Annotated in this window: 24 protein-coding genes; 2 read left to right on the forward strand and 22 right to left on the reverse strand. The window is 60.8% G+C overall.

The annotated features are described in order from the left end of the window. Window positions 1-4: 4 nt before the first annotated feature. Both ABGT66_RS08735 and ABGT66_RS08740 read right to left on the reverse strand, forming a co-directional pair. On the reverse strand, window positions 5-913 hold the full coding sequence (locus tag ABGT66_RS08735; RefSeq protein ID WP_346688659.1) for an IS3 family transposase: 909 nt from the start codon (window positions 911-913) through the stop codon (window positions 5-7). Then, window positions 880-1,245: a hypothetical protein gene (locus ABGT66_RS08740; protein WP_346688532.1), complete on the reverse strand. Its 366-nt coding sequence runs from the start codon at window positions 1,243-1,245 to the stop codon at window positions 880-882. The genes ABGT66_RS08735 and ABGT66_RS08740 overlap by 34 nt, the downstream gene beginning before the upstream one ends. A 362-nt stretch (window positions 1,246-1,607) precedes the next feature. On the opposite strand from ABGT66_RS08740, the gene ABGT66_RS08745 reads away from it, so the two are divergent. Then, window positions 1,608-2,081: an OmpH family outer membrane protein gene (locus ABGT66_RS08745; protein ID WP_346690186.1), complete on the forward strand. Its 474-nt coding sequence runs from the start codon at window positions 1,608-1,610 to the stop codon at window positions 2,079-2,081. 253 nt (window positions 2,082-2,334) lie between these two features. Continuing rightward, window positions 2,335-4,473: a YadA-like family protein gene (locus ABGT66_RS08750; protein WP_346690465.1), complete on the forward strand. Its 2,139-nt coding sequence runs from the start codon at window positions 2,335-2,337 to the stop codon at window positions 4,471-4,473. Window positions 4,474-4,778: 305 nt separating this feature from the next. Here the strand turns inward: ABGT66_RS08750 and ABGT66_RS08755 are convergent, their stop codons facing one another. The 20 genes from ABGT66_RS08755 to ABGT66_RS08850 form a co-directional block, all read right to left on the reverse strand. Then, window positions 4,779-6,068: an amidohydrolase gene (locus ABGT66_RS08755; RefSeq protein WP_346690188.1), complete on the reverse strand. Its 1,290-nt coding sequence runs from the start codon at window positions 6,066-6,068 to the stop codon at window positions 4,779-4,781. 3 nt (window positions 6,069-6,071) lie between these two features. Beyond that, a complete protein-coding gene (locus ABGT66_RS08760; protein WP_346690189.1) occupies window positions 6,072-7,319 on the reverse strand; it encodes an adenosylhomocysteinase in 1,248 nt (415 codons plus the stop codon). Continuing rightward, a complete protein-coding gene (mtnA, locus tag ABGT66_RS08765; protein WP_346690190.1) occupies window positions 7,319-8,332 on the reverse strand; it encodes an S-methyl-5-thioribose-1-phosphate isomerase in 1,014 nt (337 codons plus the stop codon). Before mtnA ends, ABGT66_RS08760 begins: the two co-directional genes overlap by 1 nt. Then, the gene (xseA, locus tag ABGT66_RS08770) at window positions 8,314-9,567 is read right to left on the reverse strand and encodes an exodeoxyribonuclease VII large subunit (protein ID WP_346690192.1); all 1,254 of its coding nucleotides are present in this window, start codon (window positions 9,565-9,567) and stop codon (window positions 8,314-8,316) included. The genes mtnA and xseA overlap by 19 nt, the downstream gene beginning before the upstream one ends. Next, complete coding sequence (gene nusB, locus ABGT66_RS08775; RefSeq protein WP_294193037.1) at window positions 9,551-10,087, reverse strand: transcription antitermination factor NusB; 537 nt, start codon at window positions 10,085-10,087, stop codon at window positions 9,551-9,553. Before nusB ends, xseA begins: the two co-directional genes overlap by 17 nt. A gap of 10 nt (window positions 10,088-10,097) precedes the next feature. Then, on the reverse strand, window positions 10,098-10,571 hold the full coding sequence (locus ABGT66_RS08780) for a hypothetical protein (protein WP_346690194.1): 474 nt from the start codon (window positions 10,569-10,571) through the stop codon (window positions 10,098-10,100). Window positions 10,572-10,646: 75 nt separating this feature from the next. Beyond that, window positions 10,647-11,108 carry an Asp23/Gls24 family envelope stress response protein gene (locus ABGT66_RS08785; protein ID WP_294193035.1) on the reverse strand — a complete coding sequence of 154 codons (462 nt, stop codon included), beginning with the start codon at window positions 11,106-11,108 and terminating at the stop codon, window positions 10,647-10,649. Window positions 11,109-11,151: 43 nt separating this feature from the next. Next, window positions 11,152-11,565 carry a CD1247 N-terminal domain-containing protein gene (locus ABGT66_RS08790; RefSeq protein ID WP_346690197.1) on the reverse strand — a complete coding sequence of 138 codons (414 nt, stop codon included), beginning with the start codon at window positions 11,563-11,565 and terminating at the stop codon, window positions 11,152-11,154. Between the two features lie 63 nt (window positions 11,566-11,628). Beyond that, window positions 11,629-12,201, reverse strand: coding sequence for an elongation factor P (gene efp / locus ABGT66_RS08795; RefSeq protein ID WP_300262672.1), 573 nt, complete (start codon window positions 12,199-12,201; stop codon window positions 11,629-11,631). A 134-nt stretch (window positions 12,202-12,335) separates the two neighbouring features. Beyond that, window positions 12,336-13,277, reverse strand: a complete 942-nt coding sequence (locus ABGT66_RS08800) for a prepilin-type N-terminal cleavage/methylation domain-containing protein (protein ID WP_346690199.1) — start codon at window positions 13,275-13,277, stop codon at window positions 12,336-12,338. Further along, complete coding sequence (locus ABGT66_RS08805) at window positions 13,249-13,557, reverse strand: hypothetical protein (protein WP_346690201.1); 309 nt, start codon at window positions 13,555-13,557, stop codon at window positions 13,249-13,251. Before ABGT66_RS08805 ends, ABGT66_RS08800 begins: the two co-directional genes overlap by 29 nt. Beyond that, window positions 13,554-14,624, reverse strand: a complete 1,071-nt coding sequence (locus tag ABGT66_RS08810) for a PilT/PilU family type 4a pilus ATPase (RefSeq protein ID WP_346690203.1) — start codon at window positions 14,622-14,624, stop codon at window positions 13,554-13,556. Before ABGT66_RS08810 ends, ABGT66_RS08805 begins: the two co-directional genes overlap by 4 nt. Window positions 14,625-14,643: 19 nt before the next feature. Beyond that, complete coding sequence (locus ABGT66_RS08815) at window positions 14,644-16,305, reverse strand: GspE/PulE family protein (RefSeq protein WP_346690205.1); 1,662 nt, start codon at window positions 16,303-16,305, stop codon at window positions 14,644-14,646. A 31-nt stretch (window positions 16,306-16,336) separates the two neighbouring features. After that, window positions 16,337-18,055, reverse strand: a complete 1,719-nt coding sequence (locus tag ABGT66_RS08820; protein ID WP_346690206.1) for a hypothetical protein — start codon at window positions 18,053-18,055, stop codon at window positions 16,337-16,339. 95 nt (window positions 18,056-18,150) lie between these two features. Further along, complete coding sequence (locus tag ABGT66_RS08825) at window positions 18,151-18,711, reverse strand: hypothetical protein (protein WP_346690208.1); 561 nt, start codon at window positions 18,709-18,711, stop codon at window positions 18,151-18,153. A gap of 2 nt (window positions 18,712-18,713) precedes the next feature. Next, window positions 18,714-19,232 carry a hypothetical protein gene (locus ABGT66_RS08830; RefSeq protein ID WP_346690210.1) on the reverse strand — a complete coding sequence of 173 codons (519 nt, stop codon included), beginning with the start codon at window positions 19,230-19,232 and terminating at the stop codon, window positions 18,714-18,716. Beyond that, window positions 19,232-19,609, reverse strand: a complete 378-nt coding sequence (locus ABGT66_RS08835; RefSeq protein ID WP_346690211.1) for a hypothetical protein — start codon at window positions 19,607-19,609, stop codon at window positions 19,232-19,234. Before ABGT66_RS08835 ends, ABGT66_RS08830 begins: the two co-directional genes overlap by 1 nt. A 217-nt stretch (window positions 19,610-19,826) precedes the next feature. Further along, complete coding sequence (locus tag ABGT66_RS08840) at window positions 19,827-20,522, reverse strand: hypothetical protein (RefSeq protein WP_346690213.1); 696 nt, start codon at window positions 20,520-20,522, stop codon at window positions 19,827-19,829. 415 nt (window positions 20,523-20,937) lie between these two features. Continuing rightward, complete coding sequence (locus ABGT66_RS08845; protein ID WP_346690214.1) at window positions 20,938-22,353, reverse strand: MATE family efflux transporter; 1,416 nt, start codon at window positions 22,351-22,353, stop codon at window positions 20,938-20,940. Between the two features lie 128 nt (window positions 22,354-22,481). Beyond that, on the reverse strand, window positions 22,482-23,141 hold the full coding sequence (locus ABGT66_RS08850; protein ID WP_346690215.1) for a YitT family protein: 660 nt from the start codon (window positions 23,139-23,141) through the stop codon (window positions 22,482-22,484). Window positions 23,142-23,214: the final 73 nt, after the last annotated feature.

Consider the following 23,214-nt stretch of genomic DNA (forward strand, 5'->3'; position numbering starts at 1 on the left):
TACTTCACTTCTTCCTCTTAGAATTACCGTTTCCGCTATACGCCTCCCTATACTGTTTCGGCGTCATATATCCCAGCGCATAGGCGGGACGCTCTTCGTTGAAGAATTTTATGTATTCTTCTATCTCCCGTTCTATGCTTTCTTTGCCAGTTACGTGAAAGTCTGTAAACAGTTCCGATTTCAGCCAGCCGTTTATCGCTTCCATCGCAGCGTTGTCAGTCGGAGTCCCCGCTCTGGACATTGAATGTCCTATGTGGTGAAGGCGAAGTATGTCGTTGTATTTCTTGGACGCATATACCGCGCCCTGGTCTGAATGCAGTATCGTCTGCCATTCCGTTTCTTTTTCTCTGGTTTTTATCAGTCCTTCTAAACCGTTTATGTATGTCATCCTGTCTCCGCGTCTTGAAGACAACGCATGGCTCACTATTTCGTTGTTCCACAGGTCCATGTACAGCGTGAGTTCGTAATACGTCCCTTTGAAGCAGAACGCCGTCATGTCGCTCGCTATGTACTGCATCGGCGCGTATGCGGGAAGGCCGGCGAGAAGCAGGTTCGGAAACAGCCTGTACGGATTGCCTGGTTTTTTATAGCGGTAGTGTTTCGTCCTGCTTTTTATACCGGCAGCCCTGCAGCATTTATAGGCGTACGGATCGGAATGGACTATCCCGGTATCAAGCCTTATCTTCGCGTTGAGCCATCTGTATCCGTGCGATGGGTACTTCTTATGGTATTCCATAAAGAGCATTATGTTTCCGGCAAAGTCTCTCGCCCTCTTGGATGGTTCAAAAATGCTGCGCTTCCAGTTATAGAAGCTGCTTCTGGGGATTCCGGTTACGCGGCATAGGAGGATTACCGGAAAATATTCGGAGAGTTCGAGGATTACTTGGTATTCGAGCTGTCTAAAAGAATATATTCCTTTGTTCGACCATCTCCTTTCACCTCGTAGCCTTTTTTTAATCTTGCTTCAGCCACTTTTGATTTTATCAGCTCGATAATGAGTTCTTTTTTAGTCATAGACTCATAATCTGAGATGTCCGGTCGGCTTTCGGAAGGCTTGTAAACATAGCAGCCTGTGTTATTCCCCGAGGATTTAGGCGGCAGACTGTTGGAATCACGATACATGCGCATGTAGTCCCTTGCAGTGTCGTCGCTGATGCCGTAGGCTTCCGCAGCCTCATAACGGCTCATTGTACCTTCATAAACCTTTCGCCCTATCTCAAGACGTTCTTCCTTCGTGTACCGCATGGCAGGCCTCCTGTACATATAAGCACTATGCTTATGACTCAAGATATGATTGTCATGTACCGAGAACAATTATATCTTGTCCCATTTCTACCCCCTGCGTGTACAGGATTAGTTTAGCAGTGCATATTTTTCTATTAAATATGCTATACTACCCCCCCCCGTTTACATTCTTCTAAGCATGTCAACAATAGCTATACGATAACGGAATTCGCATCGGGCGAAGAAGGGCGCGAAAACGCCGTTGTTTTCGCGTGCCGTTTCCCCGTGCAGTATCTCCCGTATTTTGACGACGGATAGGAAGCGCGGGGCTTCGCGCCCCGTTTCCTCCGCCGTCAATTTTTTTTGAAAGGATGACAAAAGCAATGCGTTTGATAAAGGCAGTTACGGCACTGCTGTTGGTGGTGTGCGCTCTCGCCGCCCCGGCCTTCGCGGAGGTCGCCGTCGTCGACGTGGCGCGCGTGATAGACGCGAGCGCGCCGGGCAAGGCGGGACAGAAGTATGTAGACAACCTGAAAGCCTCGCTCGAAGCGGAGCTTGAGCGCTTCGTCAAGAAAACGGCGAAAGACAAGGACGCGCAGGCGAAGGCCGCGCAGGCGAAGGCCGCGAACAAGCAGGCCGAGCTCAATGCGCAGTTCGCCGCTGAATACGACCGCGTTACGGCGCGCGTCATGGACGAGCTGAGAAAGGTCGTCGCGCAGTGGATAAAGACGAACAAGAAGGGAATCACCGTCGTAGTCCCCGCGCACACCGCGCTCGGCTACGCCCCAGCCGCCGACGTGAGCGGCGAGATTTTGAAGAAGCTCAACGCCGTGGCGATTGATTTCACGGCGAAGTAGAAAATACAAAAGTCAGATGAGAGGAAAAGCTATGAGGAAATTTTTTGGAAAATTCTTGTTTTGTATGCTCGTAACAATGTTGACAATCTTTTCGTGTTATAGGGCAGACGCCGCTAAATATGAATTTCAAGGCGGAAATATCACTGGGCTTAACCCTATAGCGATAGATAAGGACGCAACATCAAACGGTGACTACGCAATATCGATAGGATACTACGCAAAAGCTTGGGCCAATAATGCAATAGCAATGGGAATGTGGTCTCAAGCTAACGGTCAGGATGCTTATGCATTAGGCTCAAACGCGCACGCTTTGGCAGATAACTCTCTGGCTATCGGCTATGTCGCCAGAGCAACGGCAGAAAACAGCGTTGCAATAGGTTACGGAGCTGGCTCGCTGTATGATTACATTGGAAGCCTTACACGAAGCGTCGGAGAAAATTCTACTTCGGTCGGCCACAGTGCACACGCATTGGGGCAAGCGAGTACGGCGCTGGGATACTACACATATGTATACGGAGATAACAGCGTTGCCGTCGGAGACAATGCGACTGTAGGTACAGCAAATACGGACGTTGACGACGCAGTCGCGCTCGGCAGCAATTCTAAAGCGACCGAGTCCAACACAGTATCCATAGGAAACAATACAACCAAACGTCGTCTAGTAAATCGCGCGGCTGGGAAAGCGGACACTGACGGCGTGAACGTGAGCCAGCTTAAGAAGCTCGGCACCGCAACTGCGAATGCGCTCGGAGGAGATTCAGAATTTTCTTTCAGTACATCAGGCAACGGAACGCTGAAAACATCCCTTAAAGTCGGAGACGATACTTACAGTTCCGTTCAGCGTGCGCTTGATGCGCTCGCCGGCAGCACCGTTGCATACGACGCTGACGACAAGTCCACCATCACGCTCGGCGGCACGAACGGCACGACGATAACAAATCTCGCCGCGGGCGTGAACGCTTCCGACGCGGTGAATTTCGGTCAGCTTTCGTCGCTCGGCGATAAGATTGCGAGTACGTTCGGCGGAGATTTCAAATTTGAAAACGGCACGCTTACCGGCGGCTTTACTTACGGCAACGAGACGACTATACAGGGCGCGTTTAACAGCATACGCGACGAACTGGACAAGCTTTCAGATGGCTGGACGTTCAACCCCGTCGACGACGCTCAGCAGTCCGGCGGCGACGGCGGCGCGGGAACAGGCGAGGGCGCGACGCCTCCGGCATCTTCGACAATCAAGCCCGGCGACAGCCTGACGGTGAACGCGGGCAGCAATATCGAAATCACGGGCTCGGATAAGGATTATACGGTTAGCGTGTCGGATAATCCAAAGTTCGACAGCGTTTCCGCCGCGGACGGCAAGGTTACTGCCGATGAGGACGGTCTGACGGTCGCAGGGACAGACGGGAACAGCGTGAAAATCGACGGCGATTCCGTGACGGTCGCGGATAAGGTGACGATTGACAAGAACGGAATCGACATGGACGGGACGAAGCTGACTGGGCTCGGCGCAGGCAGTATATCCGAGGGAAGCACGGACGCGGTGAGCGGCGGTCAGCTCTGGGAGACGAACCAGACGGTCGATGAAATCGGTTCCGTCCTCGGCGGCGCGGAGAACGGGTATAAGAAGCCTACGTTCGACACTGTGACGGCGAACGATATAAACGTCGGCAAAATCAATATCTCCGGCTCCGGCATCAACATGGGCGGCGCGAATATAAATACCGGCGGCGGCAATATCGATATGGGCGGCGGCAGGATAACGAACGTCGCGGGCGGCGCGATTGCGCAGAACAGTACGGACGCGGTGAACGGCGGACAGCTCTGGGACGCCTATCAGCGCATGGACGCGATGGGCGGGGACATCTATCGCCGCATGGACGACCTGCGCGAGGATGTGAATATCGTCGGAGCGCACGCGGCGGCCCTCTCCGGCCTGCACCCGATTCAGTACAACCCCTATGAGCCGACGACGCTCTCCGCGGCGATAGGCACATACCGCGACGAGTACGCCGTGGCGGTCGGCGTTTTCCACTACGTGCGCGAGAACCTTATGTTCAACGTCGGCGCGTCGCTCTGCTCAGACGGCGACCTCATGGGCCGCGCGGGCGTGAGCCTCGCGGTCGGCAGGAGCACGAAGCGCAAACCGGAGCTCGCGCGCGACATGGCGGGCATGCAGAGGCAGATGTACGTGATGCAGGCGAAGCTCGAACGGCTCGAGGCCGAGAACAAGCAGAGCGAAACCGCCGAAGCGAAGCTCCGCACGGAGAACGAGCAGAACAGGCGCATAATCGAGCAGAACGCCGCGACCCTGCGCAAGAACGAGGAAATCATGAAGAAGAACGCGGAGCTGATCCGCGAGCTGACGAAGAAGCTCGAAGCGCAGAAGTAACGGCTTCGGCACAACCGCGCCGGCACGGCGCACGGCGGGGAGCCCCCGGCGCTCCCCCGCCGTTTTCCAAAATGTCGCGTCCTCCCGGGCGCGTGAGTTGAAACGCTTATGTTGCTTTTTAGGCGCAAGCCAAGCGCGCGCCCCGCGCCCGGGAGCGGGGCGCGCCCCAAGCCATCCCCCAGCGCCGTCCCCAACGGCGCGCAAAGACAAGAGCCGGAGCGGCGTAATACCGCTCCGGCTCTGCCATATAGAGAAAAGCCCCGGGACGTGCCGGGGCTTTTGTGGTTTTTGGGATTGCGCTGAAGTTACGCCTGCGAGGTGAGGCGTTTGCGCGCGGCGTTGGCTTGCGCCGTTATTTTTTCTTTGTCGAGGCGCGCGAAGCTGCCGTTTTCGTAGAGCGTTTCGCCCGCGACGACGTTCGCTTTTACGTCCGCAGAGCTTCCGGCGTAGACTATGCAGCCCGGAAGGTTTTCCAAATCCCAGCCGACGTAGTGCGGCTTGTCGAGGTCGACAAGCATGAAGTCCGCCGTCCAGCCTTCACGCAGCAGCCCGGTCTTTTCGAAGCCGAGGGCGCGCGCCCCAGCGACGGTCGCCATGCGGAAGGCGTCGCGCGCGGAGAGCAGCGTCGGGTCGAGGTTCGCGCCCTTCTGCGCGAGGGAGGCGAAGCGCATTTCGTCCCACATGTCGAGGCGGTTGTTGCTCGACGCGCCGTCGGTGCCGAGCGAGACCGCTATTCCGGCCTCCGCCATCGCGCAGACGGGCGCGGTGCCGCTGCCGAGCTTCCAGTTGCTTTTGGGGTTGTGCGCGACTGTTATGTTCGGGCGCGCGTAGAAGGGGAATTTCTCTTTTTCCATCCAGACGCAGTGCGCGAGCAGGAGGTGCTTCACGCCGGTCATCCCGGTCTTTTCGAGGTATTCCTCGGGGTTCATCGTCTTCGAGCCGTCGGAGAGTGGCCAGTCGCTTTTGGTCTCAAGCCAATGGAGCTGGACGCCGAGGCCGTTTTCCTTCGCCGCGGCCGCTATTTCGGTCATGAAGGCCGTAGGCACGGTGTAGGGCGCGTGCGGGCCGAGCTGGACGTGTATCAGCCCATTCGCGCCGTCGTAGTCGCGCGCGAGCTTGAGGTTTTCGTCGAGTCTTTCGCGCCCGCCGTCCTGCGAGGGCACGATGCCGCGCGAGAGGCCCGCGCGCATTCCGCCCGCGAGCACGGCCTCCGCCACGCTGTCCATGAAGAAGTACATGTCGGCGAAGCAGGTCGTGCCGGTCGAGAGCATTTCCATGAGCGCGAGCTGCGCGCCAATGTATGCGGTCTCCGCGTCGAGCTTGTTTTCGACGGGCCAGATTTTCTTTTGCAGCCATTCCATGAGCGGCAGCTCTTCGCCGAGGCCGCGCAGCATCGTCATCGCGGCGTGTCCGTGGGCGTTGACGAAGCCGGGGAGCATCGCCGTGCCGCCGCGCCCGTCGAAGGCCGCTTCGCCGTCAAGCGTTCCCGCGGGCGCTATTTTCGCTATTTCCGCGCCCTCCGTGAGCACGTCGCAGAGGCTTGCGCTCTCGCGCTCCGCGTCCCAGAGGACGACGTTTTTATAGAGCTTCGGCATTTTTTATTCTCTCCAGCTCGCCATGTACTCTTCCTGCTCGGGCGTGAGCTTCTCTATCGTTATGCCGAGGGATTCGAGCTTGAGCTCCGCAATGCGGCGGTCGAGCTCCTCGGGCACGTTGTAGAGGCCGGGCTCGAGCTTGTGCGTGCTTATGTAGAGCGCGGAGAGGAGCTGCATAGCGAAGCTGAGGTCCATTATTTCGACGGGGTGTCCGTCGCCCGCCGCAAGGTTCACGAGGCGGCCTTCGCCGAGAAGGTGGAGCCTGCGCCCGTCGGCCATGACGTAGGTGTCGATGTTGTCGCGCGACTGGCGGACCTCCTTCGCCATCTCCTTGAGGTCGGGGACGTAGACTTCGACGTCGAAGTGTCCCGCGTTGGCGAGGAGCACGCCGTCCTTCATTACTTCAAAATGCTCGCGGCGGATGACCTTAGTGTTGCCGGTAACGGAGACGAATACGTCGCCGAGCTTCGCCGCGTCGTTCATGTTCATGACCTCGAAGCCGTCCATGAGCGCTTCGAGCGCTTTGTGCGGGTCTACCTCGACGACTATGACGCGCGCGCCGAGGCCCGCCGCGCGTTTCGCAGTCCCCTTGCCGCACCAGCCGTAGCCCGCGACGACGACGTTTTTGCCCGCGACTATGAGGTTCGTCGTGCGCAGTATCGCGTCCCAGACGGACTGGCCCGTGCCGTAACGGTTGTCGAAAAGATGCTTGCTCTGCGCGTCGTTGACTGCGAGCATCGGGAAGGGCAGAACGCCCTCGTTCGCCATCGCGCGCAGGCGCTTGATGCCGGTCGTTGTCTCTTCGCAGCCGCCCATGATGTTCTTGATGAGGTCGCGGCGCTCCTCTATCACCATAGAGACGACGTCGCCGCCGTCGTCGATGATGACCTGCGGGTCCCACTTGAGCATTTCGCGTATGTTGTCGCTGTATTCCTCGGCGCTCATGCCACGGCGGCTGAATACGTGCACGCCCTCCTCGACGAGCGCGGCGCATATCGGGTCCTGCGTCGAGAGCGGGTTGCTGCCCGCCGTGACGACGGTCGCACCGAGCTGGCGGAGGACCTTCAGCAGGCAGGCCGTCTTGGCTTCGAGGTGAAGGCAGGTGCCGACGACGACGCCCGCGAGCGGCTGGTTCGCCGCCTCTTTTTCGGCTATGAGCTTGAGCACGGGCATGTATTCCCACGCCCATTCCATGCGCCTGTGGCCTTCCGGCGCGAGCGCTATATCGGCGATCCTGAATTCGTTTCTCATTATGCTTTTCCCCCCGGGAAGATTTTTTCTATATTTTCTTTATACGGCGCGCGTATCACTCCGCGCTCCGTTATTATTCCTGCTATCAGCTCCGACGGCGTAACGTCGAAGGCGGGATTCCAAACTTTAACGTCGGGCGGCGTTATGTATTGTCCGCCGATTTTGCGCACTTCGTCCGCGGCGCGCTCCTCTATCGGGATTTCCGCGCCGCAGGGGCATTTTACGTCGAAGGTAGAGAGCGGAGCCGCGATATAGAACGGGACGCCGTGGTGCTTCGCCGCTATCGCGAGGCCGTAGGTCCCTATCTTGTTCGCCGCGTCGCCGTTCGCCGCTACGCGGTCCGCGCCGGTTATCACGGCGTCTATCTTCGTGCGCGACATCAGGAAGGCCGCCATCGAGTCCGTTATCACGGTGACGTCGAGGCCGTCCGCCATGAGCTCGTAAGCGGTCAGCGACGCGCCCTGCAAACGCGGCCTCGTCTCGTCGGCGTATATTTTGAGCTTCTTCCCCGCTTCGGCGGCTGCGCGGAAAACCCCGAGCGCCGTGCCGTAGCCCGCAGTCGCGAGCGCGCCCGCGTTGCAGTGCGTAATAGCGGCGCATTCGTCGGGCAGCAGCGCCGCGCCGTAACGGCCTATGCTTTTATTTATTTCTGCGTCTTCTTCGTGGATTTTGGCGGCTTCGAGCGCGAGAAGTTCCGCGAGATTTTTTTCATTTTCGTGCTCCGCGCGCGTCTCCTCCATGCGCTTTATGGCCCAGAAGAGATTTACGGCGGTCGGGCGCGTCGCGGCGAGGCGCTTCGCGGCCTGCGCGAATTCGCCCTCTCTTTCCGCGAGCGCGAGGCCGTAGGCGGCGGCCACTCCTATCGCGGGAGCGCCGCGCACGGTCATGTCTTCTATCGCCGCGGCGACTTCCTCGTAATCGCGGCAGATTCTGTATTTCGTTTCGAGCGGCAGCGCGCGCTGGTCGAGCAGACGAAGCGCGTCCCCCTCCCATTTCAGCGTGGGCGGCAGCATGGCTGCGATGCCTCCTTGAACGGCGTTTCGCCGGATATGTTTTCGACGACGGCTCCCGCCGTGCCGTCTCTCATTATGATGTTTACGCGCGCGCCTTCTTTGAGCGACGAGACGGAACGCAGCACTTCTCCGCGTCCATCCTCGCATATCGAGTAGCCCTTAGCGAGGAGCGACAGCGGGGAGAGGCCGTCGAGACGCGCTGCGGAGGCCGCAAGGCGCGCCGTTTCGTTTCTGAGCTTCGCTCCGATTCCCGCGGCAAGCGATTCTTCGGCTCTTTTGAGCGCAGCCGAGGCAGGGGCGACGTGTTTCAGATTCATCGCCGTCTCCATTCTTTTGCCTGCGGTTTCAAGCGCGCGCGACATGAGGCCGATTCGTCCTTCGAGCATTCCGCGCATGGAGCGCTCCGCGTCGCAGAGCGCCGCTTCAAGCGCGCGGCGGTCGGGGAAGAGCCGCTCCGCCGCTCCCGACGGCGTAGGGGCCGCCGCGTCTGCGGCGAGGTCGGCGAGCGTGCTGTCTATCTGGTGGCCGAGGCCGGTTATCACGGGGACGGGACAGAGGCGCACGGCGCGCACGACGGATTCTTCGTCAAAGATGTCGAGGTCGTCGCGGTTTCCGCCGCCGCGCACGAGCATGAGGCACGAAAGGCCGCGGATGCGCCGTGCGCGCTCGAAGGCCGCCGTAATTTCCTCGGGCGCGCCTACGCCCTGCATGAGGCTCTGGATTACGACTATTTCGGCGCACGGGTAACGCAGGGCGTGAAGCTTGAGCACGTCCTGGAGCGCCGCGCCGGTCGGCGAGGTTATGACGGCTACGCGCTCTGGGTAGCGCGGCAGCGGGCGCTTAAGGCGGGGGTCGAATATCCCCTCGCGCTCAAGCTTCATGCGCAGCGCCTCTTTCGCGCGCGCCTTCGCCCCCGCGCCGAGCGGGAGCAGGCTCACGGCGTATATCTGGTACGAGCCGCGCGCGCCGTAGACGTCGACCTTGCCGCGCACGAGCACCTCGTCGCCGTCCTTCGGCCAGACGAGCACGGAGCTCGCGTAGGAGCGGAAGAGCACGCACGAGACGCGCGAATTTTCTCCGAGCAAAGTAAAATATGCGTGGCCGCTGGTGTGCAGTTTGAAGCCCAGCAGTTCGCCGCGCACGGAAAGATTCTGAAGCGACGGTTCGCGGAAGAGAGCCTCCTTGACGGAGGCCGTCATCTCGTCGACCGTGATTATTTTATTGTTTGTTATCATCCGAACCGCGCACTATGCGGCCGAGCACGCCGTTGACGAAGCGTCCCGACTCCTCCGTCCCGAAGGCCTTCGCTATCTCGACGGCCTCCGATATGGCGACGTTGACGGGGACTTTCTTCGCTATCGTGCCCTCGTAGAGCGCGAGCGATATGACGGCCTTGTCGAGCGCGACGAGGCGCTCTGGACGCCATTTGCTCTCCATGTTGACGCGGATGACGTCTTCTATCTCGGCGGCGTTCGCGCGCACGCCGCGAAGAAGGTCCGCCGCGTAGGTCATGACCTCGTCCTTCTCCGCGTCGGAGAGCGAGAGGTCGAAGGCCGCGACGAACGGGAATTCAGCCTTCGAGGGCTTTTCGTCCTCTTCGGCCCTGAGCTCGCCGTCGAAGAGCGTCACGGCCTCGTCGACCGGGAATTCCTCCAGCATCTCCGCGACCGTCGTCCCGGGCCTCATGTCGTTCATATATACGAGCTGCAGCGCGATTTCGCGCGCCCTGTGGCGCAGCTGCGTTTTTCTGGACATTACCAAAAAATCATCTCCTAAAGAGTTCCCCCAGGGCGTTTATCTGCTTTCTGCCGTCCTCCGTGAGGACGAGCCACGCGACGCCGTAGCCTATCACCGCGAAGAAGATGGACCAGAGCACGCCGCCGAGCCCCATGTGGAAGAGCGCGGTGACGCCCGCCGCGGCCGCGCCCCAGAAGACGGGGAGCATCCAGACCGGCGTGGCCTTCCTGTTGTCCTGCGGCGCGACGTTGACCCAGTTTATCTGCACGGATACGCCAGATGGGCCGAAGAGGCCGGAAAATTTCGCTTCAAGCGCGGCTCTCTCGGCCGCGGGCCAGTCGTCGGGCGCGGCGATGTAGATGTTCAGAAGGGCCTTTTCCCCTATGAAGGAAACTTCCTGCACGTACAGCTCCTGAGGAAGGCGCCTAGCTATAATCTGCTTGACGGCGTCGCCGTCTATCCAGATTTTTCCAAGTTTAGTTGTCGTCCATAGAAAGAGCATAGTATATGCACCGCCTCTCAAAGAAGAAGGCCGGTTCGCGTGAAACCGGCCTTTCGGTAATCAACTGCTGTGAAATCAGGCCTCGTCGACGCTGGGGAACTCCGGCTCCGCCTCGCCGCCTTCCTGAGCTTCTTTCTTCTCGGCGAAGGTTATGCCCTGGACGTAGATGTTGACGCCCTTTATCGCGTAGCCCGTGAAGCGCTCTATCTGATCCTTCACGGCCTCCTGCACGTCCCAGCAGACGTCGGGAATCCTGAGACCGTACTTCACCGTTATATAGGCGTCCACGACTATCTCGGGCGGCTCGCCCTCGGAGATGAGGATGCGCACTCCGTTGGCGGTCTTTCTGCCGAGCCTGAGATTCGCCATCAGCCCCGGACTCGCCGGGGCGACGCCCTCTACGCTGTTGAGCGCCTTCGTCGCAAGCTGGGCTATAACGTCTTCCGATATGCGTATTTTGCCCTCAAGGTTCGACTGTCCTATGCCGCTTTCCTGTTTCTCCTCGGCGGCAAAATCGTCTCTCATGGTTTCGTCCATTCGGCGGCTCCTCCTTTACCGGTAAATACCCAGACGCGCCCCTTTACTCTTCGGGAAGCTTGAACGGCTTGCCGCAGTGCGGGCAGACCAGATCTTCGTCCTCTTCGTAAAGAGCCGGCTCGTAATAGAAATCGTTGCCGCAGTTCGGGCACGTCACGGACTCGTACTCTTCTTCGTCGAAGTCTTCGTACTCGTCCTCTTCGTCGTCATCGTCGTGGCTGTGGCATCCGCATTCGCCGCCTTCAAGCTCGTCCTCGATGTCCGAAACGTCTTCGTCGAGCTGTTCAAGGTAGGCGTTCAATTCCTCGTGAACGTCCTCGTGCTCCTCAATCGCAACAGCCAGGGAATCCAACGCATCGACCAGTGCCGCGTAAAATTTCGCCTTGTCCGGCGTGTCCGTCAAGTTCTGTCCGTCGATAAGCCCTTTCAAATATGCTATTTTCTCACGTGCGCTCATTTGAACCCCTCCTGTTGGATAATAAGGCAGCCTGCGGCCGGCCAGTCCGGCCCCTGCGGTGCGCTATTTCTTCGCCCGTTCCAGATACTCCCCGGTCCTCGTGTCGACGACGATCATTTCGCCGTTCTCGACGAAGAAGGGAACCGTTACGACGAGGCCGGTCTCCGTCGTGGCGGGTTTGCCGCCGCCGGAGGCGGTATCGCCCTTGAATCCGGGCGGTGTGTCCGTGATTTTCATAGTGACCTGGTTCGGAAGCTCGATGCCCATGACGCGGCCCTCGAACATGTCGAAGCTGACCTCGAGGTCGTCGACGAGGAACTTCGCCGCGTCGCCCAGGATGTCGGGCGACAGGCTGACCTGGTCGTATGATTCCATATCCATGAAGACGTAGTCCTCTCCGTCGCGGTACTGGTACTGCGCCGGCTTCTCGTCGAAGACTATTCTTTCGAAGCGCTCGCCCGACTTGAAGGACTGGTCCACGCTCGAACCGGTCTCAAGGTTGCGGAGCTTGCCGCGGACGATGGCGCCGCCTCTTCCCATTTTATGGTGCGAGCATTCGAGGATGACCCACATTCCGCCTTCCCATCTGATTTTGAGTCCCGGGCGGAAATCGCTCGTATCAACAACTTGTCCCATACATATGCCTCCCTAACGTCTTATGGGCGCACACGCGCCCATTCGCATCAATCTCTGACTATGCAATGAAATCATAACATAAAACGAAGGTATTTTTCAAATTTTGCACGGGAAATATGAAAAAATGCGCTAAATTACAACCCCGCGCCGCGGCCTCCGGCGTTCGGCAGCCGCCAGACGAAGCGGAAAGCGTAGAGCGCGCAGGGGTATGCGGCAGCGTCCCATTGCGCGACGAAATCGTCGGGACAGCCGCGGTTTTTGATCGGCTCACCGGACAGCCCGCGTTCTTCGCCGCGCACCATGAGGCAGAGCGTCAGCAGATTTTTTTCGTCGTTGAGCTCAAAGCGCGCGCCGATTACTCCGTCCGCCCTCGGCTGGCCTCCGGTCGTGCGGAAGTCGCGCGTGTAGAATTTTTCCCCGTCGGACCAGCATTCGAGCGCGCGGAACAGAAAGAGCGGCGCGCCCTTCGGGATGTCGTATTCCTCTTCCGTATAGCTGCGGAGGCGCAGCGTCCGGCCCGATATGCCCGCGACGGTCAGCGGCGTTTTTTCGGGATATGCGTCGGGGAAGAGCACCCAGTTTTTGACGGAGCGGCTTTTGTCGAACAGCTCCATGTCGAAATGGTTTTCGTCGGGTTCGCGCGTCATGCGTGGCAAGGCCGAGCCGCCCGCGCCGGAGCACGCTTCAGCGGCGCGCGAGCCTTCGGGGAAGGCGTAGGCTATGCGCAGGCGGCCGGATTTTCCGCTTTCGCCGGTTACGGAAACGGGGCCGTCCCAGTTGAACGGCTCGATTATCTTGGAGCCGAAGGCTTTTTTGTATTCTTCCGCGCGCGGCGGGATTCCGAGGCCGCAGTGGCGCAGCGGCATTTTCAGCACCGCGGCGACGGTCTCTGCGCGCCGTTCGGCTATGCGCTCGTCGCGGCAGATTTTGTAGAGGCGCGAGGCGTTTTTGAGCGCGGCGGCCACGGGCGGCGTGACGGCGGCCGCGAGCGCCACGGCGATTATCAGCTCGATCAGCGTGAAGGCGCGCAGCCGGCGCGCGCGTCGGCTAGCGGAAATTTCTCTCGGGAAGGACAACGACGGAGGTCCCTTCGCCGTGCGGGTTTTTCAGCGTCACGCGACGGAACGTCAGGCCGCCGCCGTAGACCGTCTCGCTTGAAACGACGCCCTCCGGTTCTTCGCCGGACAATATCGCGGAGATCGCAGCCGACGCCGCGAGCTCCGAGGCGAGCCGCGCGCGCGAACGCGACAGCAGCCCGGCGCAGGCGGAGAACATCGACAGCGCGGCTGCGAGGAATATCGAGGCTGCGACGAGCGCGGCGAGCGTCTCGACGAGCGGAAAACCGCGCCGTCTCACAGCGCCGCGAGGCACGTCCGCAGCCCCTCCGGCGACGGCGCGAGCGACAGCGCCTCGTCAAAATCTACCGCGCCTTCCCGGCAGAGCCGCGCGAGGCTCTGCTCCAGCGTTGTCATGCCGAGCTGCGCTCCGGAGCGCATTATGTCCGCAAGCTGCGCGTTTTTGCCCTCGCGTATGCAGCTTCTGACGGCGTTCGTAGCGATCAGAAGCTCCGCGGCGGCGGCGCGTCCTCCCCCGGCGCGGCGCGCGAGGCGCTGCGACATGACGCCGGTCAGAATCTGCGCGAGCCGCGCGCGTATCTGCGGCTGGGCGGACGGCGGGAAGAATCCCGCTATTCTGTCCGCGCCGGACGCCGCTCCGCCGGAGTGCAGCGTCGAGAGGACGAGATGGCCCGTCTCGGCGGCGCTTACGGCCGCGCTCACGGTCTCCGCGTCGCGCAGCTCGCCTATCATTATCACGTCTGGGTCCTGTCGCATCGCGCGGCGCAGCGCCTCGGCAAAGCCGCTCGTGTCGCGCCCGGCCTCGCGCTGGTGGATGAGCGCGCGCTTCGGCTCGAAGACGTATTCGACTGGGTCCTCGATTGTCACGATATGGACGGCGCGGCTCGCGTTTATCTCTTCTATCATCGCGGCGAGCGTCGTCGATTTGCCGGAGCCGGACGGCCCCGTGACGAGGAACAGGCCGCTGCGCCCCGCCGCCAATTCTTTGAGGACGGGCGGCAGCCCGAGCTCTTCTATGCTCCGCACACGCGGCGGGATGATGCGTATCGCGGCGGCGGGCCGTCCGAGGCTGTACGACAGATTTACGCGCAGGCGAGTTTTTGTTCCGTTTGCCGTGATTTCGCATCCGAAGTCAAGCTCGCGCTCTTTTTTGAATTTCTCCGAGCCGCGGCAGCCGAGCTCCTCGAGCATCAGCTCAAAGCCCTCCTCCGAAAGCGGCGTCTCCCCCGCCGCGCACAGGAGCCCGTCGACGCGCATCAGCGGACGTTCGCCCGCCCCGATATGGATGTCGCTCGCGGAATTTTTCAAAGCTTTATCAAAAATCTCCGAGAAGATGGATTTTTCCATTTTTGTCTCCTTCGCTCCGCTATTCGGCGAGCGTCGTGAAGAGCATTTCTTCCGCGCTCGTTTCGCCGGAAAGGACTTTTTTCGCCGCGGCCTCGCGCAGCGTCTCCATGCCGAGCCTTCGCGCCTCGCTGCGCAGCTCTCCAGCGGGCGCGTTTCTGTATATCATTTCAGCTATCTGCGCGCTCACCGGCATGATTTCGGCGACGACCGTGCGTCCGGAATATCCCGTGGAACGGCACTCGGCGCAGCCCGACGGCGCGAATATCTCCGCGCCCTGCGGCAGTCCGGACGCTGCGGCGAGCTCCGCCGCAACTTCGGCGCGCGCGCGGCACGACGGGCAGAGCCGGCGCACGAGGCGCTGGGCCGCGACGGCGCGCAGCGACGATGCGAGCAGGAAGGGCGGCACGCCCATGTCGGCGAGCCTACCGACGGACGACGGAGCGTCGTTCGTGTGGAGCGTGCTGAGCACAAGGTGGCCCGTCAGCGCCGCGCGCACTGCGAGGTGCGCAGTTTCCGCATCGCGGATTTCGCCAACCATTATGATGTCCGGGTCCTGGCGCAGAATGGAGCGCAGCGCGCCGCCGAAGGTCAGGCTGATTTTTTCGTTTATCTGCACCTGCGATATGCCGTTTATCGTATATTCGACTGGGTCTTCTATAGTTATGATGTTTTTGGACGGGTCGTTGAGCATGTTCAGGAGCGAGTAAAGCGTCGTCGATTTGCCGGAGCCTGTCGGCCCGGTCAGCAGCACGATGCCGTTCGGCGCGTTTATCGCCTTTTGCAGCAGCTCCCGCTGTTTCGCGTCGAAGCCAAGGCTTTCGAGGCTCGCCGCGCCGCCGCCCTGGCGCAAGAGGCGCAGGACGAGCTTCTCTCCGAATATCGACGGCAGCGACGAAACGCGGATGTCTATATCCGCGCCGGAGGCTTTGATGAAGATGCGTCCGTCCTGCGGGCGGCGCTTCTCCGATATGTCCATGCCGGCGAGTATTTTTATGCGCGCGGCGAGCGCCGGATGGAGCGCGGCGGAGATTTCCGCGCCGCGGACGAGCCGGCCGTCTATCCTGAAGCGGACGCGCGTGCCCTCGTCCGACGGCTCGATATGTATGTCCGATGCGCGTTCGCGCGCGGCCTGGTCTAGCAGGCTGTTCACGAGCCGGACGACGGGCGCGGCCCCGGCCTCCGCCTCGCTCACGTCGCCGAAGCTTTCGCGCGCGGCGGTAATTTCATGCGGCGCGCTTCCGGCGGCTTCGCTGGCGCTGCCCTTCACTCTGTAATAGGCGACGGCGGCGCGCTCCAGGTCGCCACGCGCCGCTACGCTCATCTCCGGCTCGCGTCCCGTGATGAGCCTTATCTCGTCCGCCGCCTCCATGTCGAGCGGGTCGGCCATTGCGACGGATATTTTCCCGCCTGCCGCGGCGAGCGGCATGACGCACAGCCGCGCGGCCGCGCTTTCGGGAATCAGCGCGAGCGCCTCCTCCGTCGGATGAATTTCGTCAAAAGACAAAAGCGGCAGGCTGAGACGCGAGGATAGCGCCGCGGCTATGCGGTTGTCCGTCGCGTATCCGCCGCGCACAAGCGTTTCGTCGAGCCGCAGCCCGGCGCGCTTCTGCTCCGCGAGCGCCGCGTCGAGCTCCCTGCGCGACAGTACGCCGCTGTCAAGCAGTATATCAGCCAGCGGCAAAACTCCGAATTGACGGCGGCTCACGGCGGCCTCACATCCGCAGCCCGCCGCCGGGCATGTCGATAACCTCGACCGCGCCGGAGGGGATGTCGAGAATATAGGGCACGGCGATGAAGGCCATCTGCGATTTCGAGTGCTGCGTCGTGCGCGTCTTGAAAAGCTCGCCGAGCAGGGGAATGTAGCCGATGACTGGGACGCGCGTGACGTTGTTCGTCTTGTTCTCCTGGTAGAGGCCGCCTATCACAAAAAGCTCGCCATCGCGCACGCGGATTCTTGTGTCGACCTCGCGCTTCGTCGTCTCCGGCGCTTCCGAGTCGCCGGAACGGCGGAAGGCGACTATCTCTCCCGTCGAAATCTTCATATTTATAGTGATGAAGCCGTCGCGCCCCAGCGCGGGCGTGAATTCGAGCATCGGCCCCGTCTCCTGGTTCGTGAACTCGGGGTTGCCGTTCTCGTCGACGCCGGACTGATAGAGGTAATTGTGCGTCAGGCGGACGGAGGCCTTCTGTCCGTCGAGCGCGACGACCGACGGCGACGCGAGCACCTTGCCCTTGTTGTCGGACTCCATCGCGCGCAGGGCCGCGTCCACCATCTTCATCGCGGAGTCGGCGACGTAGCCGGGAAAGCTCGTATCCGTGTCCGTACCTCCGATTATGGGCAGTTCTCCGGGCCTCGTGCTGCCGGTCGGGTCTACGTTCGGCGTCACAGCGCCGTTGCCGTAGGTGTAGCGCCCGCCGAGCCCGGCCGAGCCGTAGGAGAATATCCAGCCGTTGTAGACCGCGGCGAGCGTCGACTCGAACTCCTGGCGCGCGCCGTCGTTTATCTCAACGAGCCGCGCCTCTATCATTATCTGCTTGCCCGGACTGTCGAGGCGGTTCAGCAGCGCTTCGACGCACAGGTGGCCCTCAGGCGGCGCCGTTATGTAAAGGCAGCGCATCCGCTCGTCGGCGACGGCCTTGACCTCTAGCGATACAAGCGACGTAATCAGAGCGGGAAGCTTTTTAATATCGGCGTATGAGACGCTGTAGCGGCGCGTCGTAACCGTGCCGAGCGTCTTCGCCACGGCGGAGGGCGAGCCGACTACAAGAGTTTTTCCGGAAACGCCGTACGAAAGGCCGTGCATGCGCAGCAGATACGCGAAGACCTCGCGGAACGGCGCGCCGTCGAACGATATCGTGGCCAGAGGATTTGGTACGGAAGGGTCGAGGATGAGGTTGAGGCCGCGCAGCTTCGCGAGCATTCTGAACGCGTCGTGCAGCAGAACGTCGCGCAGCTCGAGCGCGACAGGTTCGGAGACGGAGAGCGGGTCGCCGGGCGGCAGAGGCTTCTGCTTAGGCGCGGGCGCAGCGGGCACATCCGGCGGCGCTTCAAGGATGAGCCTGTGGCGGCTCGAGCCCGCCATGCCGGAGATGCTTTTGACGGCGAGCCTGCGCGGGCCGATTATTTCCATAATTACGCCGCCATCCGAAGACAAGACGCGGATTTCGTCGACGAGCGGGATATCCTCGTAGCGCCGCGTCCAGCGCTCGCTTTTCCCCTTTTCTATCCTGAGCACGTCCCAGCCGAAATCGTCCCACCAGTCCTTGCGGTCGGTGTTCTGCGGGAAACGCGCGCCGCGCCAGTAAAGCGCGATCGCCGCGCCGCCGGCGTTCGACGCCGCGGGAAGCGGCATATCCGTCCCGCGAAGCTCGACGAGTATCTGGCTCGAACCTATCTGATGCACGCGAACGCCCTCGACGAGCGGCGCCATTGGGGCAGTTTTTCTCGCCGTCGCGGCCGCCGCGTAAGCTTCGCCGCATAAGGCGAGCACACAAAGCAGAACGGCCGCAAGCGCGGCGAAATACCTTACAGCCCCGCGGCGTATTCCCTGTCCGCCCATCGCCACGTCACACCGTCCGCGTTTATCTTCACGACGCGTCCCTTGCCGCCGCCGAAAACGTCGCCGGCTCTGAAAACGCGCCCCGGCTCTTCGCCGTCGATGTCGAGCACGCATACGCTTTCGCCTCCGAGCACCGCAAGCGCCTTGAGAATGACCGTCGGCGCGTAGCCCGGCATGCGCCGCGCACTCTGCGCGCGGTCAGAAGCGTTCATAACGAATACAGGTGAAAGAGCTCCGACCGCGCGTTTGGAATCGTTTGCCGACTTTAGAAAATCCTCATAAAGCACGCGGTCGAGCGCGAACTTCTTCGCTTCGTCCATAATTTCCGAACCGCACACGGGAGCGCAGGACGCGGCTTCGGATATCGTACATTCCGCGTTGATGCGGGCCGCGCAGAAGAGCATAAAGACAGACGAAGCGAACAGCAAAACCACGACGAATACGGCCCTGGCGTAAACATCCGCGCACATGCCGCCGCGCGGCGCGCGCAGCCGGGCAAGCAGCTTTTCGAAATTTTCCGCTGTCACGCTCACCGTTCCGCGCCGCCCCCTTCCGCCGTCCGCGTTGAAATTTCTACAGAATACGCGACCTTGCCGTCCGCGCTTCCTTCAAGCAAGAGCCGCGACACTCGCGAAGAATATTGAAGCCCGCGCAGCAACGCTAAAAAATGCCGCAGTTTGCCGTAATCAGTACGCCCGGATATCGTGAAGAGCGCCTCCGCGTCTCGTTCGGAAGCGCCTGAGACGCGCGCGCCTTCCATTCCGCTCTCCGCGACGGCCGCAAGCAGCGCGGCGTAGAATTTATTCGCCGACTCCGGACGCGACGGCGTTTTCGCAGAGCCGCCGTTCAACAGCTTTTTATACCTCGCCAGCTCGGCCTCGCGCGCCTCCGCCGCAGCGCGCAGCGCCGCCGACTCGCGCATCGCGGCGTTCGCCGCGCGATACTCGCCGCGAAGATATCCAAGCGCCCAAAAGCCGGCTGCCGACGACAAGACGGCGGCCGCGGCAGCCGCGAAAAGACAGCGGCGAAAACCGTCACCGGCCGCCATCACGCGGCGGGCTTCCCGCTGAAACAGAAACGCCGGCCCGCGGCATCGAACGACAGCAAAACGTCCCTGACGCTGCGAAGCTTTACGTCAAGCGAAAAAATCTTTATCTCCGCGCCGCCGCGTTCGGCCGAAGTCACAGCCGGAATACCGACCTTCTCGACTGCGGAAAGGCGCGCGACCGCTTCGGCGAAAGCGAGCACACCGCCGTCGGACAACGCCGCGCCCTTCAGCAAAGCCGAAGCCGAGGAAATTTCTATCGATTCGACCGTCACGCTCTCGTTCTGACAAACCGCGACGCCGTCAAGAAATTCCAGCACCGCCGCGCAGCTCAGGACGAAATCGACATCCTCCGCCGCGCGCAGATCAGCCGCGCGCAAAGCCCTAAGCTCCGCGCCCGCGGAAGCTGCGCGTGCTTCATACATTTTATTCAGCTGGGAAAAATCAGGGAAACTTTCTATTTTATATAGCGAGCTTACAGCCGCAGCAACGAAAACAATCGCGCATAAAGCGAAAACACAGAACGAAGCGCCGCACACACGCCCGGCGCGCTTTGCAGCAAGCTCCTCCTCGCCGTCGAGACGGTCCGGCCTGAGATCAAGCCTGACAGTCATATCCTCTGAGGGCGAGACCGAGCGCCGCCGTCCATCCCTCTTCGTGCGGGAAATCCAGACCGAAACGCCGCTCCGGGAAAATAGCTTTCACGGTCCGCTCCGGAAAACAATCCTCAAGCGCGGCCCTCAAACGTCCCGACGCGCAAGGGCCGAAAAGGCAAAGCTCGTCGAAACTGAAGCCGTCGTTGCGCGAAAGGCCGAACTCCACAGAACCGCGCACTTCGTCCGCCAGCGCAGCGGCCGCGTCGTCGAGAGCGCCCGGCGCGTCCTTCGTGGAGACGGGACTGTTCCTGTAAAAAATCCCCTTGCCGCGCCACGAAAAGAGAACCAGCAGATTTTCCTCTCCGGCGTAGACATAAACGCGCCCGTCCACACGCCCAAGCTCAGAAGCCGCCGCGCGCTCGAGCGCGACCTGCTCCGGCTCCATCGCCGCAAACCTCAGCCCACACGCCCGCGCCGCACCATATACAGCCTCGGCCTGAGCGCGACGCGCTGCGGATACGACAAAGCGGCGCTCACAGGAGCCGCCGCCGAGAGGGTAATCTATTTCGTCAAGGTCGAAGACGCAGTCCTCCGCGTTAAACGGGAAATGACGCTCCACCTCATACCGGAACGCCTTCCGCGCCTCGTCGCGGGTAAGCCCGGGCATCGACGCGACGCGCAGCAACGACGCGTTCATCGGAACAGCGAAATTCAAGCCGCCCCGCGCCGGCTTCGCCGTATCGGAGACAAAACGAAATATGTCTTTCAGCTCTTTAGCGGAAGCAGAAAAAAGCGAAGCTCCGCATGCGACGGACTCAGGCAAAGCTCCAGCCGACGAAGCAGAAACCTTCGCGCTCCCGCCCTCGCCTTCAAGCGCCAGATAAACATAAGACCTATTACTGACAAAGAGACCGGCCGACACGTTTCTTCTCCCAAACAGCACGGCACCAACCTCCTCGCAAAGATAAATCTCAAAATATCGGAACTACGTCGGATTATATAATACTGGCGCCTCCGCGGCAAGTACCTGAAGCATAATAAAAAGAAAAAGCCGCGCTGCATGAAATCCCGTGCGGCGCGGCTTCTGCCTTTATATTCCGATATTCTTCTATTTACGCGGCCTTCGCCTGATACTTCGACAGCACGTGCTTTTTGACCCAGAGGAAGCAGGCGAGGTGCGCGCCGAAGGTCAGCGCCCAGGAGACTGGGTACGAGACGTAGACGGTTATGACCGAGTGGAAGGCCGGGATCGAGAGCAGGCCGACGACCCAGATGACGCGGAAGACGCAGACGCCGAGGAGCGTGACTACGGTCGGGAGCACGGAGTAGCCGATGCCGCGCATTACGCCGCCCGTGACCTCCATGAGGCCGCAGAGGCCGTATGTCAGGATGATGATGCGCAGCCTTTCGATGCCGACCGTCTTGACGGCTTCGCTCGTCGTGTATATTCCGAGCAGCTGATGGCTGAACAGGACGACGGCCAGGCCGAAGGCTATTCCCGTGACGACGCTGCATATCATGCCTGTCTTGAGCACTTTGTAAACGCGGTCGACCTTGCCCGCGCCCATGTTCTGGCTTGTGAAGGATATCGTCGCCTGATAGAAGGCCTCCATCGAGAAGTACACAAAGGTCTCTATGTTGTCGGAAGCGCTGCTGCCCGCCATGACCGTCGCGCCGAAGGTGTTTATCGACGACTGTATGACGACGTTCGAGAACGAGAAGAGGACGCCCTGAAGGCCGGCGGGGATGCCTATGCGCAGTATCTTCAGCAGGTTTTCGAGGTCTATGCGCGCGCCATTCAGCGTGAGGCGCATCGGCCCCGTTTCGCGCGAGAGGCAGCGCAGCACGAGCGCCGCGGAGACGCATTGCGATATGACGGTCGCTATAGCGACGCCCGCGACGTCGAGGTGCAGATAGATTACGAAAAAGAGGTTGAGTATCACGTTGATGACGCCGGCGACAGAAAGATAGAAGAGAGGCCGCCGCGTGTCGCCGCTCGCGCGCAGCACCGCCGCGCCGAAGTTATAGATCATCATCGGCGTCATGCCGAAGAAGTATATGACTAGGTAGAGCGTCGCGAGGCCGAGAACCTCGGCGGGCGTGTGCATGAGGATGAGAATTTTGCGCGCGAATACGACGCCAAGTATCGTGAGGAATATTCCGCTGAAAATAGCGACGAGTATCGAGGTCGAGACGGCCTTGGATATCCCTTCGTCGTTCTTCGAGCCGAAGTAGCGCGAGACGAGGACGTTCGTACCTATCGAGATGCCGACGAAGAGGTTCGTCATGAGCCCTATCAGAGACGAGTTCGAGCCGACGGCGGCGAGCGAATTGTCCCCCGCGAAGCGGCCCACTACTATGATGTCCGCGGCGTTGAAGAGCAGCTGCAGAATGCTCGTGAGCATTACGGGAATGGCGAAGAGCAGCATTTTGGGCATTATGCGCCCGCTGCACATGTTGATGGTGTATTTGCGCCGGCTGTTTTTATTCTGGTGAATCGACCTGGCCCGTCCTCTGAACAGCAGCATTTTACCCGCTCCCGATAAAAAAATTTTTTCGCCCGATGCGCGCGCGCACTGGGCGAAGGTATTCTAACACCTTAAAGTTTTTTTGCAAGCTTCTGCGGATTTTTGTTAAATTTCCTTTAACGTGCGCGTTACGCCTCAGCTCCCTCGCGGCAGGCGCCGCGGCTCTGTATGAAGTCTATCAGGAACGACGAGACTGTGACCGTGACGAGCGAGAAGACGATGCGGCTCACGGGAATGTACGAGAGCGAGAGCACGAGCACCGTGATGTCGGTCAGCAGGTACGCGCGCGCGATGCGCCATTTCGTCAGGTGAGCTATCGTGAGCGCGAGCGCGTCGTCGCCGCCGCACGAACCGCCGCCGCGTATGACGAAGCCGACGCCGGTGCCTACGAAGAGGCCGCCGAGCAGAGCGGCGATAAGCGGCGAGCCGGAGAGGTTCGGGAGAAGCGGCGGGAACTGTTCCCATATACGGAAGAGCACCGTGAGGCTCGCCGTGCTCGCGACGGAGAGGCAGAGGAAGCGTCCGCCGAGGAACCTGAAGGCGAAGAGATAGCATGCCGCGTCGAGCACGGGCGTCGCTATCGACGGCGAGAGGCCGAGCCAGCGGTTCGCAAGCAGGATGAGGCCGATGACGCCGCCCTCCGTTATGCCGGACTGCTGGTGGATGTTGTAGACTCCGAAGGACGATATCGCCGTCCCCACCACGATGAATGCGACCTGGCGCAGCGACACCGACGCCGCGTAAGCGCGCAGAGCTTTTGAAATTCGGGCTATGTTCGTCATGAACATCTTAACTACCCCCTGTGAGGATAATATAAACTCTGGCATAATACTAAGGTCAAGCGAAGAATTTCTGCGGAGG

It is taken from the genome of uncultured Cloacibacillus sp., assembly GCF_963926575.1.
GTDB classification, from domain to species: domain Bacteria; phylum Synergistota; class Synergistia; order Synergistales; family Synergistaceae; genus Caccocola; species Caccocola faecigallinarum.

What these genes read in the sequence shown, in the direction of transcription:
- ABGT66_RS08740 (WP_346688532.1), bottom strand. Translation starts at nt 1,245, where the DNA reads ATGCGGTACACGAAGGAAGAACGTCTTGAGATAGGGCGAAAGGTTTAT.
- ABGT66_RS08745 (WP_346690186.1), top strand. Translation starts at nt 1,608, where the DNA reads ATGCGTTTGATAAAGGCAGTTACGGCACTGCTGTTGGTGGTGTGCGCT.
- ABGT66_RS08750 (WP_346690465.1), top strand. Translation starts at nt 2,335, where the DNA reads ATGTGGTCTCAAGCTAACGGTCAGGATGCTTATGCATTAGGCTCAAAC.
- ABGT66_RS08755 (WP_346690188.1), bottom strand. Translation starts at nt 6,068, where the DNA reads ATGCCGAAGCTCTATAAAAACGTCGTCCTCTGGGACGCGGAGCGCGAG.
- ABGT66_RS08760 (WP_346690189.1), bottom strand. Translation starts at nt 7,319, where the DNA reads ATGAGAAACGAATTCAGGATCGCCGATATAGCGCTCGCGCCGGAAGGC.
- mtnA (WP_346690190.1), bottom strand. Translation starts at nt 8,332, where the DNA reads ATGCTGCCGCCCACGCTGAAATGGGAGGGGGACGCGCTTCGTCTGCTC.
- xseA (WP_346690192.1), bottom strand. Translation starts at nt 9,567, where the DNA reads ATGATAACAAACAATAAAATAATCACGGTCGACGAGATGACGGCCTCC.
- nusB (WP_294193037.1), bottom strand. Translation starts at nt 10,087, where the DNA reads ATGTCCAGAAAAACGCAGCTGCGCCACAGGGCGCGCGAAATCGCGCTG.
- ABGT66_RS08780 (WP_346690194.1), bottom strand. Translation starts at nt 10,571, where the DNA reads ATGCTCTTTCTATGGACGACAACTAAACTTGGAAAAATCTGGATAGAC.
- ABGT66_RS08785 (WP_294193035.1), bottom strand. Translation starts at nt 11,108, where the DNA reads ATGGACGAAACCATGAGAGACGATTTTGCCGCCGAGGAGAAACAGGAA.
- ABGT66_RS08790 (WP_346690197.1), bottom strand. Translation starts at nt 11,565, where the DNA reads ATGAGCGCACGTGAGAAAATAGCATATTTGAAAGGGCTTATCGACGGA.
- efp (WP_300262672.1), bottom strand. Translation starts at nt 12,201, where the DNA reads ATGGGACAAGTTGTTGATACGAGCGATTTCCGCCCGGGACTCAAAATC.
- ABGT66_RS08810 (WP_346690203.1), bottom strand. Translation starts at nt 14,624, where the DNA reads ATGGAAAAATCCATCTTCTCGGAGATTTTTGATAAAGCTTTGAAAAAT.
- ABGT66_RS08820 (WP_346690206.1), bottom strand. Translation starts at nt 18,055, where the DNA reads ATGGCGCCGCTCGTCGAGGGCGTTCGCGTGCATCAGATAGGTTCGAGC.
- ABGT66_RS08830 (WP_346690210.1), bottom strand. Translation starts at nt 19,232, where the DNA reads ATGGCGGCCGGTGACGGTTTTCGCCGCTGTCTTTTCGCGGCTGCCGCG.
- ABGT66_RS08840 (WP_346690213.1), bottom strand. Translation starts at nt 20,522, where the DNA reads ATGAACGCGTCGTTGCTGCGCGTCGCGTCGATGCCCGGGCTTACCCGC.
- ABGT66_RS08845 (WP_346690214.1), bottom strand. Translation starts at nt 22,353, where the DNA reads ATGCTGCTGTTCAGAGGACGGGCCAGGTCGATTCACCAGAATAAAAAC.
- ABGT66_RS08850 (WP_346690215.1), bottom strand. Translation starts at nt 23,141, where the DNA reads ATGTTCATGACGAACATAGCCCGAATTTCAAAAGCTCTGCGCGCTTAC.